This window comes from Micromonospora sp. NPDC051296 (genome assembly GCF_040682255.1).
In the GTDB taxonomy this organism is placed as follows: Bacteria; Actinomycetota; Actinomycetes; order Mycobacteriales; family Micromonosporaceae; genus Micromonospora; species Micromonospora craterilacus.
The window spans coordinates 1-12,741 of the sequence record NZ_JBFBAO010000201.1; the positions used below are offsets into that span (position 1 = coordinate 1).

Consider the following 12,741-nt stretch of genomic DNA (forward strand, 5'->3'; position numbering starts at 1 on the left):
CCGTTCCTCGTCATTACTACCAGCTCAGGCCGCCTGGAGACCCTCCGCACGGGCCAGCTCACGGAGCCGGCCGAGCGCCTGGATCTCCAGCTGCCAGCTCGAAGATCTCGTCCAGGTCCTTCCAGCTCAGGATCCGCTCCAGGGCGTCCGCGCCGGTGATGAAGAACAGCTGCACCTTCGGGCCGTACTCGGCGTGCAGGTCGCGCAGGGTGTCGACGGTGTAGGTCGGACCGCCCCGGTCGATGTCCACCCGGCTGACCTGGAAACGCGGGTTGGAGGCGGTGGCGATCACCGTCATCAGGTAGCGGTCCTCGGCCGAGCTGACCGGGACGTCCGCCTTCTGCCACGGCTGACCGGTCGGCACGAAGATCACTTCGTCGAGCCCGAACCGGTCCGCCACCTCGCTCGCCGCCACGAGGTGCCCTTGGTGGATCGGATCGAAGGTGCCGCCCATGATCCCGACCCGCCGGATGTCTTCCTCCACCCCATGATCGTATAGCCTGTTCTGCCCGCCCAGGCCGGACCGGGAACAGGTCCAGGCGACCCCACCGCCACGCGCACGCCGGCGGCCAGCCGGCTCAGCCGAGCTGGTCCACCAACTCCCGGTCCGTCACGACCGCGCGCAGGCCATCGACGTCGACCGGCAGCGGCTCACCCGGATTGGGGGTCGACTCCATCCACACGGCACGCCCATCGGCCCACACCGCGCCGGCGACGAGCTGGCCGTAACTGTCGTTGATCGCGTAGAACAGCGGCGTGCTGGCGGTGCCCTCCGTGCACTCGGCCACCTCCCCGCGCCGGTTGCCATCGGCACCTTTCCGCGCGGCGGCTGCCTCGACCCCCGCGCAGTCACGCGGCATCGGCTGGTGCGTCCCGTCATCGAGATAGAGCGTGAGGTGCCCACCGTCCTCCCGGTTGGGACCCAGGTTGATCACCGAGTAGGCATTGGTCTGGTCCGGCTCGGTCGGCTGGCAGGGGCCGTAACCCGACTGCATTACCCAGTTCTTGCCCTCGGGTAGTCGGTCCATCACGATGCGCACGTACTCGGGCCAGTTGCCGGGCGCGACCTGCTTGGTGTCGCCGGTGATCCGAGTCGCCTCCACGCAGTCATCCGGCGCCGTCGACCCGACCGGCCCGGGCGCGGTCCTCGGTGACAGCGGCGGTGCCGTCACCGGGGCCGGCGGGGGTGCGCCGAACTGGGCGGACTCGGATCCGTCCCCCGGTGACAGCAGGAACGGCGCGGCGATAGCACCCGTCGCGGCCACCGCCGCCAGCCCGGTCGTCACGGCGTAACCACGCCGGGCCCGCCGGGCGCGGGCAAGCGCCCCCTCGGCGAGGCCCGCGGGTACCGGCACGTCGGCGAGCTCACGCAACCCTCGGCCGAGGCGGTTCTCGATGTCGTTGGTCATCTCATCTCCATGGTCAGCGAAAGCTCGGGACAGGAGACACGAAGGCGGGCCAGGGTGCGATGGGTCTGGCTGCGCACCGTACCCACCGAGCACGACAGGATCGTCGCGATCTCGGCCTCGGGCAGATCCTCGTAGTAACGCAGTACGATGACCGCGCGCTGCCGGGGCGTGAGCCCACGCAGCGCCTCGGCCAGGGCCACCCGCAACGCGGTGGTGCCGGCGGGATCAGCAACCTGCGCGACCGGTTCCGGCAGCTCGGCGTACGCCCGCTCACGCCGGTGGCGCATCCGGCGCCACAGACTGACCTGCTGGTGGTAGAGGATCTTCCGCAGGTAGGCGTCGGGCGAACCGGAGCCCCGCAACGACGTCCAGCGGGTGGCGAGCTTCGCCAGCGCCGTCTGCAACAGATCTTCGGCGTCCTGCCGGTGCCCGGTGAGCAGGAGCGCGGAACGGAAGAGTGCCCCCTGCCGTGCCGCGACGTACTCCCGGAACTCCCGCTCGGCCGCACCGTCCATGCGTTGCCTCCCTCGTGTCACCCATCTACACGTCACGAGGGCCGCGTCGCTATGCCGGCGGGTGGAAAAAACCTGACGGCGGCATCGAACGGCGCTTACCGGGTCAGGCGGCGCAACCGGCGCCGGTCAGGCGGTCGTGGCGGCCACCGCCGTCCGCGCCACCAGGGCCCGGCGCAGGTCGTCGTCGGCGTCGGTGACCACCCGGCGCAACCCCGGCGTGAGGTCACCGCCGGCCAGCAGCGCCGCGGCCGCCTCCCGGGTGGGCTGGGCGACGGCGTAGCGGGGGAAGGCAAGCTTGGCCACCTCGTCGGCCACCCAGGGCGTACGCAGCCGCGCGGCGGCCGGCATGTCCGCGAAGTACCGCGATACGTAGTCGGCGGTCAGTTCCGTCTGCTCCGGCTGCCAGAAGCCCGCCGCGGTCGCCTCGACCAGGCGGTTGGACAACTCCGTGTTCGACACGATGATCTCCCACGCGGCCCGCTTCGCGGCCGGCTCGGGCAGCGTGGCCCGGCACCGGGCGGCCCGCTCCGCGCCGGCGGCGCTCGGGTCGGCCGCCGCCTCTGCCGCTATCTCGGCCTCGCCGGCCGCGCCCAGCACCACCAGCCGGCCCAGGATCGCCCAGCGCAGCTCGGTGTCGACGGCCAGCCCGACCGGCACGTCCCGGCCGGCGAGCCAACCGGCGAGCAGGTCGGCGTCGGTGGTCGCGGAGATCAGGCCACGCGCCGCGGCCAGTTGCAACGACTCCCCCGGCGCGGCGCCGTCGAGCAGCCGCCGGCAGGCGTCGGCGACCCGGGCCAGCGCGCCCTGCCGCGCCAACGGGTCGAGGTAGCGGTCGACCAGCGAGCGGCTCAGGGCCAGCACGTCCTCGGCGATGATCACCTCGGCCTCGGCGGGCAGCGCCGCCGCGATCAGGTCGACCACCGCGAGGACCGGCCGTTCGCCGTCGGTCGCCGCGTCCAGCGCCTCACCCCAGAGCAGTGCCCGGGCCAACGGGTCGGCCAGCCGGGGCAGCAGCAGCGGCACGGCGTCGGCCGAGGCCGCGTCCAGGCGGATCTTGGCGAAGGTCAGGTCACCGTCGTTGGGCAGCAGCACCGTCGCCGCCGGCTCGCCGGCCAGGCCGGCGAGCACCGTACGGCCGTCGTCGGTCTTCGGGTCGAGGTCGACCTCGAACCGGTCGGCGGTGCCGTCGACGGCGTACCGGCCCACGCCGATGCGGTGCGGGCGCAGCACCGGATGCGTCGGCGGCGCGGTCTGCGTGATGGCCACCTCGGCGTAGCGGCCGTCGGCGGCCACCGCCACCTCGGCCCGCAGGGTGTTGACCTGCGCGCTACGCAGCCAGGACTCCGCCCAGCCGCTGAGGTCCCGCCCGCTCGCGGAGGCCAGGCTGGCGAGGAGATCCGCCAGGGTGGCGTTGCCGAACCGGTGCCGGGCGAAGTGGTCGTTCAGACCGGCCAGGAAGGCCTCGTCGCCGAGCCACGCCACCAGTTGCCGCAGCACGCTGGCGCCCTTGGCGTACGAGATGCCGTCGAAGTTGAGCAGCCCCTCGGCGGCGTCGGTGACCTGCTCGGGGGCGACCGGGTGGGTGGAGGGGCGTTGGTCGGCCGCGTATCCCCACGCCTTGCGGCGCAGGGCGAAGGTCGTCCACGCCTCGCCGAACCGGGTCGCCTCGGCGGTGACCCGGGTGCCCAGGTACTCCGCGAACGACTCGTTCAGCCACAGGTCGTCCCACCAGCGCATGGTGACCAGGTCACCGAACCACATGTGCGCCATCTCGTGGGCGATGGTGGTGGCCCGCAGCTCGCGCTGGGTGTCGGTGACCGCCGACCGGAAGATGTAGTCGTCGCGGAAGGTCACCAGGCCCGGGTTCTCCATCGCACCGGCGTTGAACTCCGGCACGAACGCCTGGTCGTACTTGCCGAACGGGTAGCGCTCGTCGAACAGCTGGTGGAAGCGGTCCAGGCACTGCTTCGTGACGGTGAAGATCTCTTCCGCGTCGGCGTCCAGGTGCTCGGCGAGGGAACGTCGGCAGTAGACCCCGAGCGGGATCCCGTCGTGGCTGTCCCGGCGTACGTGCCAGGGGCCGGCGATCAGGGTGAAGAAGTACGTCGCGATGGGCAGGGTGGGGGCGAACTCCCAGCGCCCCGGACTCGGGTTGGCGGCCAGTCCGGCGTTGGCCGCCACCGTCCAATGTTCCGGGGCGGTGACCGAGAGGGTGACCGGCGCCTTCAGGTCGGGCTGGTCGAAGGCGGCGAAGATGCGCTGCACATCGTCCAGGAAGGACATCGCGTAGAGGTAGGTCTCGCCGTCGGCGGGGTCGACGAACCGGTGCATCCCCTCGCCGGTGTTCGTGTACGCCATCTCGGCTTCCACGGTCAGCGTGTTCTCTTCGGCGAGCCCGGTCAACGGCAGCCGGTTGTCGTCCAGCGCGGCGGGGTCGAGGTCGGCGCCATTGAGGCGTACCGCCAGCAGTTTCGCGGGCTTGACCTCGGCGAAGGTCTCGGTGCCGGTGGCCCGGAACCGGATCGTGACGTGCGAGCGGAACCGCTCGGCGCCCCCGGTCAGGTCGAGGTCCACCTGGTAGGACGCGACGGTGATCGACGCGCCACGCGCGGTCGACTCTGCACGGCTCAGGCTCGGCATCCGCTTATCCTGCCCGATGAGGGAACGAACCGGCTTCCCGATTTCCCCTGGCACTGGAGGACTGGACCATGACAACGCACCCCAAGGGTGATTTCGACCTCGCCCGGGCTGTATGGCAGCGGGCCGAGGGCGACACCTCGGAGGCGGCGGTGGAGGTCGCCTTCGTCGACGACCTCATCGGTATGCGCAACTCAGCCGAACCGGACGGCCCGGTGCTGGTGTTCACGCAGGCCGAATGGGACGCCTTCGTCGCCGGTGCCCAGGACGGCGAGTTCGACCTGGACTGACCGCCCCGGGCCGCTCACCGCCCCACCCGGGCACTAGTCCTGGTCACCGCCGCCCCAACCCAGGCCGCCGGGCCCGGGTGCGTGGTGGAAACCGGGATGGCCGGCGACGTCGAGGCAACGCTCGCCGTCGGGGCCGACCGCCCCACAGAACAGCCGCTCGGCCCGCTGCCAGGCGTCGGCCGGGGAGAGCGCGGACGCGCCGAGCGCCAGCTCGGGCCGGAGCAGGCTCAGCGCCTCGGCGTACCCCACCGCGACCTCCCGGGCGACGGCCAGGTCGGGCGCGGAGAAGCCGAGATGCACGGTGAAGAACCGGCCCGTCCGGGCCGCCCGCCCCGGTGGCACGGCCGGCGGCGGATCGCCGCCGATCAGCGGCCCGACCATCCACCGCCGCCAGTACGCCGAACCGTTGTCCCGCATCCGTCCTCCCCCCGGTTTCGCGCCGGCCGACCCGCCTCCCCGCCGGGCGCCGACCGCCTGGTCGAGGCGGAGCGGCCGGCGCGGGTGCGCCACCGCGCCGAACGGGACGGTGGCGACGCCACTGCCCGCAGCTAACCAGGTTCTCCGGCTCCTGGGAGGGGCCAGCCAACGTACGCTTTGCCGTCCCTAAGCGTTCGGTGCCGTCTGTTTGTCACTTCTGCGCGTTCCAGCGGTACGGATATGGGTAGAAGCACCCCGGTAACGGACAAAGCGGCCGGGGGCGGCCACGCACGCAGCAGGGGGCCTGGTGGCGACCATTCCGAGGGACCGCAGCCCGGACAGCACCGTGGCCTTCCTCCGGGCCGGCTACCGATTCATCAGCGAGCGGTGCGAGCGGCACGGCAGCGACATCTTCCAGGCCCGGCTGCTGCTGGAGCCGACGATCTGCCTGCGCGGCCGGCCGGCCGCCGAACTGTTCTACGACGCCGACCGGTTCGTCCGCGAGGGCGCCATGCCGACCCGGGGGCAGCGGACGCTGACCGGCCGGGGTGGCGTGCAGGGCCTCGACGGTGCCGCCCACCATGACCGTAAGGCGATGTTCATGTCGCTGATGACCCCGACCGCCGTCCGGCACCTCGGGCAGCTCTTCGCCGACGAGTGGCAGGCCCGGATTCCCGCCTGGGAGTTGGCCGGGCCGGTGACCCTGCACACCGAGGTCGCCTCGATGCTGACCCAGGCGGTCTGTGGCTGGGCCGGGGTGCCGCTGGCCTCCGGCGAGGCGGACCGGCGTACCGCGAACCTGCAAGCCATGATCAATAGTGCCGCCGCGATCGGGCCGCGGCACTGGCGCGGCCGGTTGGGCCGGCTGCGCGGCGAGCGCTGGGCCGCCGACCTCGTCGAACGGGTACGCGCCGGCTCGCTGCCCGCTCCAGAGGGCAGCGCCCTGCGGGTGATCGCCGAGCACCGCGACGGCCAGGGACGACCGCTGCCCCGCCGGGTCGCCGCGGTCGAGCTGCTGAACGTGTTGCGCCCGACCGTCGCCGTGGCCGGGTTCGTGGTCTTCGCCGCGCTGGCCCTGCACGACCACCCGTGCTGGCGGCAGCGGGTACGCGACAGCGACGAGGTGACCGAGCAGTTCGTTCAGGAGGTACGCCGCTACTACCCGTTCTTCCCGGTGGCCGCGGCCCGGGTCCGGCGCTCCTTCGACTGGCAGGGCTACCACTTCCCCCTGGGCCGCCGGGTGCTGCTGGATCTCTACGGCACCGATCACCACCCGGCGCTGTGGCCGGAGCCGGAGCTGTTCCGGCCGGAACGCTTCACCGGCTGGCGGGGCGACCCGTTCGCGCTGGTCCCGCAGGGCGGCGGTGGGCACCTCACCGGGCACCGCTGCGCCGGCGAGTGGATCGCCATCGAGTTGTTGAAGCGGGCGGTGACCCTGCTGACCGGCGCGATGCGGTACGACGTACCGCCGCAGGACCTGGCGGTCGACCTGCGCCGGATGCCGGCCCTGCCGGCCAGCGGCTTCGTGGTCACCGATGTCCGCCGTACCGGCTGACCAGGGGAGCGGCACCGCCCGCCTGGTCTGGCATTTCTCCACGGAGTCGTCCCGGCCGCCCGCAGAATGAGGAATCGTCGGGATAGGTGACATACCTGTTCGAACCCGGCGCGCACGGCCGGCGGCGGACCCACGGAGGGAGCAACGATGGCGCACAACATTCGCGGTAGGGCGGCGGGGCGCAAGCCCCCGGCCCAGCTCGCCGCCCTGATCCTGGCGGTGATCTTCCTCCTGATCGGGGTCCTCGGATTCATCCCGGGCATCACCACCGACTACTACGACCTGAGCTTCGCCGGACACCATTCAGAGGCGAAGCTGCTCGGGCTGTTCCAGGTCTCGGTCCTGCACAACCTGGTGCACCTCGTCTTCGGCCTGGTCGGCCTGGTGCTGGCCCGCACCCTGGCCGGCGCGCGGGTCTTCCTGATCGGCGGGGGCGCGGTGTATCTCGTCCTGTGGATCTACGGGCTGGCCGTGGTGAACAAGGGATCGGCCAACTGGATACCGGTGAACAACGCGGACAACTGGCTGCACCTGCTGCTCGGCATCGGCATGCTGGCCCTCGGTCTGCTGCTGTCCAAGCGCGCCGGCACCGGTGGCCGGCTGGACAATCCGATCGACCGTCCCTGAGCGTCAGGCCGCGACCGGCAGCCGCTTGGCGAGGAAGACCCGGTTCGGGCCGCCAGCGCGTTCGCGGTAGGCCGGCACCGGCTCGTACCCGCCGGACCGGTAGAGCGAGATCGCGACCGGCAGGTACGTCCCGGTCTCCACGCAGAGCACCGAGTGCCCCCGCCGGAAGGCCAGTTCCTCCAGCGCGGCCAGCAACTGCCGGCCGATCCCCCGGCCCCGGTACGCCGGACGGACGTACATCCCCGACAGCTCGCCGACGCCGTCGGCCAACTCCCGAAGGCCACCGCAGGCCACCGCCCGGCCGGCGATCACCACCGCCAGGTAGCGGACGTCGTCCCGCGGCGCGCCGGTCTCGCCGAGTTCGCGCTGCTGGGCCGTGACCAGCGCGGCGACCTCCGGATCCGTGGCGGGACGGGACTCGATCAACATCACGCCACGCTATGCCCGCAGGATTTCCCGGAGGTTTCCGGCAGTCGTCCCGATTTCGGAGCGCACCCGGCTATCAGGCGTCATCCTCGTCGGTGTCCGGCGTCGGCTCGACCTCGTCCGCCGGTCGCTGCCGGCGGGCCTTGCGGGCCGCCAGGCGTTCGGCCGCGTTGGCCCGGGTCGTCTGTTCCTCCAGCCGGACGTCCCGGCCGCGGGCGCCGGGCACGAAGTCGACCCCGGCGTAGAGGGTCGGCTGCCAGTCGAACTCCCGCTCGCCGATGCGGACCAGGTCGCCGGGCTGAGCGCCCGCCTTGGCCAGCTGATCCTCGACACCCAGCCGGGCCAGCCGGTCGGCGAGATAGCCGACCGCCTCGTCGTTGTCGAAGTTCGTCTGGCGTACCCACCGCTGCGGGCGGGTGCCGCGCACGGTGTACGAGCCGTCCGGCTCCGCCTCGATGGTGAACCCGGCGTCGTCGACCGCCTTCGGCCGGATCACGATCCGGGTCGGCTCGGCCGGCGGCGCCGCGGACCGCGCCTGCTCCACCAGCTCGGCCATCGCGAAGGTGAGCTCCTTCAGCCCCTCTCGGGTGGCCGCCGACACCTCGAAGACCCGCAGGCCACGCGCCTCCAGGTCAGGCCGGACGATCTCCGCGAGGTCGCGCCCGTCGGGCACGTCGACCTTGTTCAGCGCAACCATGCGGGGCCGGTCGGCCAGGCCGCCGTACGCGGCCAGTTCCGCCTCGATGGTGTCGATGTCGGCCAGCGGATCCCGACCGGGCTCCAGGGTGGCCGTGTCGATCACGTGCACCAGCACGGCGCAACGCTCGACGTGCCGGAGGAACTCCAGCCCCAGCCCCTTGCCGGTGGCCGCGCCCGGGATCAGGCCGGGCACGTCGGCGACCGTGAAGGTGTGGTTGTCGACCCGGACCACGCCGAGATTCGGCACCAGGGTGGTGAACGGGTAGTCGGCGATCTTCGGCTTGGCCGCGGAGATCACCGAGATCAGCGACGACTTTCCGGCCGACGGGAAGCCCACCAGGCCGACGTCGGCGACGCTCTTGAGCTCCAGCACCACGTCCAGCTGCTCGCCCGGCTCGCCCAGTTCGGCGAAGCCGGGCGCCTTGCGACGGGCGTTGGCCAGCGAGGCGTTACCCCGGCCACCGCGCCCGCCCCGGGCTGCCTCGAAGGTGGTCCCGGCACCGACCAGGTCGGCCAGCACGGTGCCGTCCGAGGTCTGCACGACCGTCCCGTCGGGCACCTTGAGCACCAGGTCGCCGCCGTTGGCGCCGTCCCGGTTCGAGCCCGCGCCACCGCGGCCGTTCGGGGCCTTGACGTGCGGGCGGAAGTGGAAGTCGAGCAGCGTGTGCACCTGCGGGTCGACCACCAGGGAGACGGTGCCGCCGTGCCCGCCGTTGCCCCCGTCGGGGCCGCCGAACGGCTTGAACTTCTCCCGGTGAATCGAGACACAGCCGTGCCCGCCGTCGCCGGCCTGCAGGTGCAGGACGACCCGGTCAACGAACGTCGTCACGCCGCAATCCTTCCAGCGGGGTCTGTCCCCGCGCGAGAAATGGCGAAGCGGGCCGGGACATCAGGTCCACGGCCCGCTTACGCCGGAGAACTACTGCTGCGGCACGATGCTGACGGTCTTGCGACCGCGCTTGGTGCCGAACTGGACCGCACCGGCGGCCAGCGCGAAGAGCGTGTCGTCGCCGCCGCGGCCGACCAGGTCACCGGGGTGGAACTTGGTGCCGCGCTGCCGGATGAGGATCTCACCCGCGCTGACGACCTGACCACCGAAGCGCTTCACGCCGAGCCGCTGGGCCGCGGAGTCACGGCCGTTACGCGAGCTGGACGCACCCTTTTTGTGAGCCATCTGAGGACGACCTACTTCCCGCTGGAGATGCCGGTCACCTTGACCTGGGTCAGCGGCTGGCGGTGACCCTGGCGCTTGTGGTAGCCGGTCTTGTTCTTGAACTTGTGGATCCGGATCTTCGGGCCCTTGGTGTGCGCGGCGATCTCGCCGGACACCTCGACCTGAGCGAGCTTCGCCGCGTCGGTCACCAGGTCGTCACCGTCGACGAGGAGCACCGCGGCGAGCTTCACCGCGTCGCCGGGGGCACCGACGAGCTTCTCGACCTCGATCACGTCGCCTTCGGCGACCTTGTACTGCTTGCCGCCGGTCTTGACGATCGCGTACATCGGAGGCGGACTCCCTGTCGTTGAGGCTGCTGACGGGCGTCCCCGCGGCGGCTCGCCGGGTAGCAGAGGCACGGCGGCGCGGGCACGCGGGAACTCGGCACACCAAAGTGCGCCGCAGGCTAGCGTACGCCATGGCCTGCCCCGACCCCAAACCGGGTGCAAGGAAGGGCCCCTTCTTAACGCCTGGGGTAGAGGAAGGGCCCCTTATTAACAGCCGGCTCCCTGGGTTCGGCGCCGACATCCGGATCGCGCCGAAGGCTCCGGCCATACGCCGAGGCCCCTCCCGGCGGACGTCGCCGCCAGGAGGGGCCCGTCGAGCATCGGCCGGCCCACGAACCAGCTGGACCCGGCCCACCTGCCGCCGGCCGGATCAGCCCGTCACGGGCCAGCTCAGCCAGCCGGTTACGGGCCAGGTCAGCCGGTCACGGCCGGGTACGCCGGCGCGCGCCACCCCGGCGGGAACGCCGCCGGCCGGTGCCACCCTCGGCACCGTCCTCCTCGTCGCCCTCGCTCAGCGCGTCCGGGTCGTCCGGCGCGGCCAGCCGGGCGGACTCGCCCTGCTGGCTGTCCGCGACGGCCGGTGCGGCCGGGGTCTCCGTCTCGTAGCGGGACAGGTCGTAGCCCATGGTGTCGTGGAAGTCGGCGTCGGCGGTGCTCGTGGTGTCGGTCTCGGTGACCTCCACCACGGTCCGCTCGGCCGAGGCGCTCTTGCGGGCCCGACGCCGGGACGAACCAGTCGGCTGCTCGGTTGCCGGGGCACCCGCTCCGGCGACCGCCTTGACCTTCTCTCCGCCGCCCGCGCGGGGCTTCTCCGGCACCGGCTCGGTGTGGATGATCAGGCCACGGCCCTTGCAGCACTCACAGGTCTCGCTGAACGCCTCCAGCAGCCCCGCGCCGATCCGCTTGCGGGTCATCTGCACCAGGCCCAGCGACGTGATCTCGGTGACCTGGTGCTTGGTGCGGTCCCGGCCCAGGCACTCGGTCAGCCGGCGCAGCACCAGTTCCCGGTTCGACTCCAGCACCATGTCGATGAAGTCGATCACCACGATGCCGCCGATGTCCCGCAGCCGCAGCTGGCGGACGATCTCCTCGGCCGCCTCCAGGTTGTTGCGGGTGACCGTCTCCTCCAGGTTGCCGCCGGCGCCGGTGTACTTGCCGGTGTTGACGTCGACGACGGTCATCGCCTCGGTCCGGTCGATCACCAGGTGGCCACCGGACGGCAGGAAGACCTTGCGGTCGAGCCCCTTGAGGATCTGCTCGTCGATCCGGCACTCCGCGAAGACGTCCGTGGTGCCGACGTGCCGGCGCAGCCGCGTGACGAGGTCCGGCGAGACGTGCGACAGGTACGACTCGACCATGTCGTACGCCCCGTCGCCCTCGATCACCAGCTCGCGGAAGTCCTCGTTGAACAGGTCGCGGACCACCCGGATGACCAGATCCGGCTCCTCGTAGAGCAGCACCGGCGCGCCGCCCTCGGCCGCCTTGGCCTGGATGTCCTCCCACTGCGCCTGGAGCCGCTTCACGTCCCGGGCCAGCTCGTCCTCGCTGGCCCCCTCGGCCGCGGTCCGGACGATCACCCCGGCGCCGTCCGGGACGAGCTTCTTCAGCACGTCCCGCAGCCGCTTGCGCTCGGTGTCCGGCAGCTTGCGGCTGATCCCGGAGGCGTTGCCGCCCGGCACGTAGACCAGGTGCCGGCCGGAGAGCGCGATGTGGCTGGTCAGCCGGGCGCCCTTGTGCCCGATCGGGTCCTTGGTGACCTGCACCAGCACCGAGTCGCCGGACTTGAGCGCCTGCTCGATCGAGCGGGCCCGCCCCTCCAGGCCGGTGGTGTCCCAGTTGACCTCGCCGGCGTACAGGACCGCGTTGCGGCCCCGGCCGATGTCGACGAACGCCGCCTCCATGCTGGGCAGCACGTTCTGCACCTTGCCGAGGTAGACGTTGCCGGCCATGGTGCCGGCGGAGTTGCGGGTGACGTAGTGCTCGACCAGGACGCCGTCCTCGAGCACGGCGATCTGGGTGCGGTCACCGCGCTGGCGTACCGCCATCACCCGGTCGACCGCCTCCCGGCGGGCCAGGAACTCGGACTCGCTGAGGATCGGCGGGCGGGTCCGGCGCTGCTCGCGGCCGTCCCGGCGGCGCTGCCGCTTGGCCTCCAGCCGGGTCGAGCCGGAGACGCCCTGCACCTCGTCGACCGTCCGGCGCGGCTCCCTGATCTTCACCACGGTGGGTACGCCGTCGTCGGCGGCGCCCTCGGTGTCGCCAGCGCCCCGGCGGCGGCGCCGCCGGCGCCGGCGGGTCATCCCGTCGCCCTCGGCCTCGTCACCGGTCTCGTCCGCCTCGGCCTCGTCCGCCTCAGCCTGGACGGCCTCCTCGGCCTCCTCGGCCTCCTCGTCCTCGACATCCTCGATGTCCTCGGTGCCGCCCTTGCCACGGCCCCGGCCCCGGCGACCACGCCGGCGACGGCGCCGCCCGGCGATGGTCTCCTCGTCTTCCTCTTCCTCCTCCTCGGCGGCCTCCTCGGCCTCCACGGCGGGTTCCTCGTCGACCTCGACCTCCACCACGGGCTCGGCCTCCCGCCGGCCCCGGCGGCGCCGACGACGACTACAGGCGGGACGCCAAGACCCGGCCGCTGCCCGACGCACTAGCTGAGCGGATCGAGCAGTGGC

At 72.2% G+C, this 12,741-nt stretch carries 11 protein-coding genes and 2 pseudogenes; 3 read left to right on the top strand and 10 right to left on the bottom strand.

The genetic code is table 11. The features are described 5' to 3' along the window. Window positions 1-91: 91 nt before the first annotated feature. The 4 genes and pseudogenes from nadD to pepN form a co-directional block, all read right to left on the bottom strand. Window positions 92-484, bottom strand: a pseudogene (gene nadD / locus AB0M52_RS20650) (nicotinate-nucleotide adenylyltransferase); the annotation flags it as partial. 94 nt (window positions 485-578) lie between these two features. Next, window positions 579-1,409 (bottom strand): hypothetical protein, encoded by an 831-nt coding sequence (locus AB0M52_RS20655; RefSeq protein ID WP_363955938.1) that lies wholly within the window; start codon window positions 1,407-1,409, stop codon window positions 579-581. Next, window positions 1,406-1,924 (bottom strand): SigE family RNA polymerase sigma factor, encoded by a 519-nt coding sequence (locus tag AB0M52_RS20660; RefSeq protein ID WP_363955941.1) that lies wholly within the window; start codon window positions 1,922-1,924, stop codon window positions 1,406-1,408. Before AB0M52_RS20660 ends, AB0M52_RS20655 begins: the two co-directional genes overlap by 4 nt. A 126-nt stretch (window positions 1,925-2,050) precedes the next feature. Continuing rightward, complete coding sequence (gene pepN, locus AB0M52_RS20665) at window positions 2,051-4,564, bottom strand: aminopeptidase N (RefSeq protein WP_363955944.1); 2,514 nt, start codon at window positions 4,562-4,564, stop codon at window positions 2,051-2,053. A gap of 68 nt (window positions 4,565-4,632) precedes the next feature. On the opposite strand from pepN, the gene AB0M52_RS20670 reads away from it, so the two are divergent. Next, window positions 4,633-4,851, top strand: coding sequence for a DUF397 domain-containing protein (locus AB0M52_RS20670; protein ID WP_363955947.1), 219 nt, complete (start codon window positions 4,633-4,635; stop codon window positions 4,849-4,851). Window positions 4,852-4,884: 33 nt separating this feature from the next. Here the strand turns inward: AB0M52_RS20670 and AB0M52_RS20675 are convergent, their stop codons facing one another. Then, on the bottom strand, window positions 4,885-5,268 hold the full coding sequence (locus AB0M52_RS20675) for a hypothetical protein (protein WP_363955949.1): 384 nt from the start codon (window positions 5,266-5,268) through the stop codon (window positions 4,885-4,887). A gap of 307 nt (window positions 5,269-5,575) precedes the next feature. Here AB0M52_RS20675 and AB0M52_RS20680 point away from each other — a divergent pair, with 307 nt between their 5' ends. Both AB0M52_RS20680 and AB0M52_RS20685 read left to right on the top strand, forming a co-directional pair. Next, window positions 5,576-6,823, top strand: a complete 1,248-nt coding sequence (locus AB0M52_RS20680) for a cytochrome P450 (protein ID WP_363955951.1) — start codon at window positions 5,576-5,578, stop codon at window positions 6,821-6,823. A 147-nt stretch (window positions 6,824-6,970) separates the two neighbouring features. Then, window positions 6,971-7,450, top strand: a complete 480-nt coding sequence (locus tag AB0M52_RS20685; protein ID WP_363955954.1) for a DUF4383 domain-containing protein — start codon at window positions 6,971-6,973, stop codon at window positions 7,448-7,450. Window positions 7,451-7,453: 3 nt separating this feature from the next. On the opposite strand, the gene AB0M52_RS20690 is transcribed toward AB0M52_RS20685, so the two are convergent. The 5 genes and pseudogenes from AB0M52_RS20690 to AB0M52_RS20710 form a co-directional block, all read right to left on the bottom strand. After that, a complete protein-coding gene (locus AB0M52_RS20690) occupies window positions 7,454-7,879 on the bottom strand; it encodes a GNAT family N-acetyltransferase (protein ID WP_363955956.1) in 426 nt (141 codons plus the stop codon). Between the two features lie 73 nt (window positions 7,880-7,952). Then, entirely contained in the window at window positions 7,953-9,404 is a 1,452-nt protein-coding gene (gene obgE, locus AB0M52_RS20695; protein WP_363955958.1) for a GTPase ObgE, read from the bottom strand. Window positions 9,405-9,494: 90 nt separating this feature from the next. Beyond that, entirely contained in the window at window positions 9,495-9,749 is a 255-nt protein-coding gene (rpmA, locus tag AB0M52_RS20700; RefSeq protein ID WP_088975624.1) for a 50S ribosomal protein L27, read from the bottom strand. An 11-nt stretch (window positions 9,750-9,760) separates the two neighbouring features. Further along, the gene (rplU, locus tag AB0M52_RS20705; protein ID WP_013735422.1) at window positions 9,761-10,075 is read right to left on the bottom strand and encodes a 50S ribosomal protein L21; all 315 of its coding nucleotides are present in this window, start codon (window positions 10,073-10,075) and stop codon (window positions 9,761-9,763) included. Between the two features lie 422 nt (window positions 10,076-10,497). Beyond that, window positions 10,498-12,678, bottom strand: a pseudogene (locus AB0M52_RS20710) (Rne/Rng family ribonuclease); the annotation flags it as partial. Window positions 12,679-12,741 lie beyond the last annotated feature (63 nt).

What these genes read in the sequence shown, in the direction of transcription:
- AB0M52_RS20655 (WP_363955938.1), bottom strand. Translation starts at nt 1,409, where the DNA reads ATGACCAACGACATCGAGAACCGCCTCGGCCGAGGGTTGCGTGAGCTC.
- AB0M52_RS20660 (WP_363955941.1), bottom strand. Translation starts at nt 1,924, where the DNA reads ATGGACGGTGCGGCCGAGCGGGAGTTCCGGGAGTACGTCGCGGCACGG.
- pepN (WP_363955944.1), bottom strand. Translation starts at nt 4,564, where the DNA reads ATGCCGAGCCTGAGCCGTGCAGAGTCGACCGCGCGTGGCGCGTCGATC.
- AB0M52_RS20670 (WP_363955947.1), top strand. Translation starts at nt 4,633, where the DNA reads ATGACAACGCACCCCAAGGGTGATTTCGACCTCGCCCGGGCTGTATGG.
- AB0M52_RS20675 (WP_363955949.1), bottom strand. Translation starts at nt 5,268, where the DNA reads ATGCGGGACAACGGTTCGGCGTACTGGCGGCGGTGGATGGTCGGGCCG.
- AB0M52_RS20685 (WP_363955954.1), top strand. Translation starts at nt 6,971, where the DNA reads ATGGCGCACAACATTCGCGGTAGGGCGGCGGGGCGCAAGCCCCCGGCC.
- AB0M52_RS20690 (WP_363955956.1), bottom strand. Translation starts at nt 7,879, where the DNA reads ATGTTGATCGAGTCCCGTCCCGCCACGGATCCGGAGGTCGCCGCGCTG.
- rpmA (WP_088975624.1), bottom strand. Translation starts at nt 9,749, where the DNA reads ATGGCTCACAAAAAGGGTGCGTCCAGCTCGCGTAACGGCCGTGACTCC.
- rplU (WP_013735422.1), bottom strand. Translation starts at nt 10,075, where the DNA reads ATGTACGCGATCGTCAAGACCGGCGGCAAGCAGTACAAGGTCGCCGAA.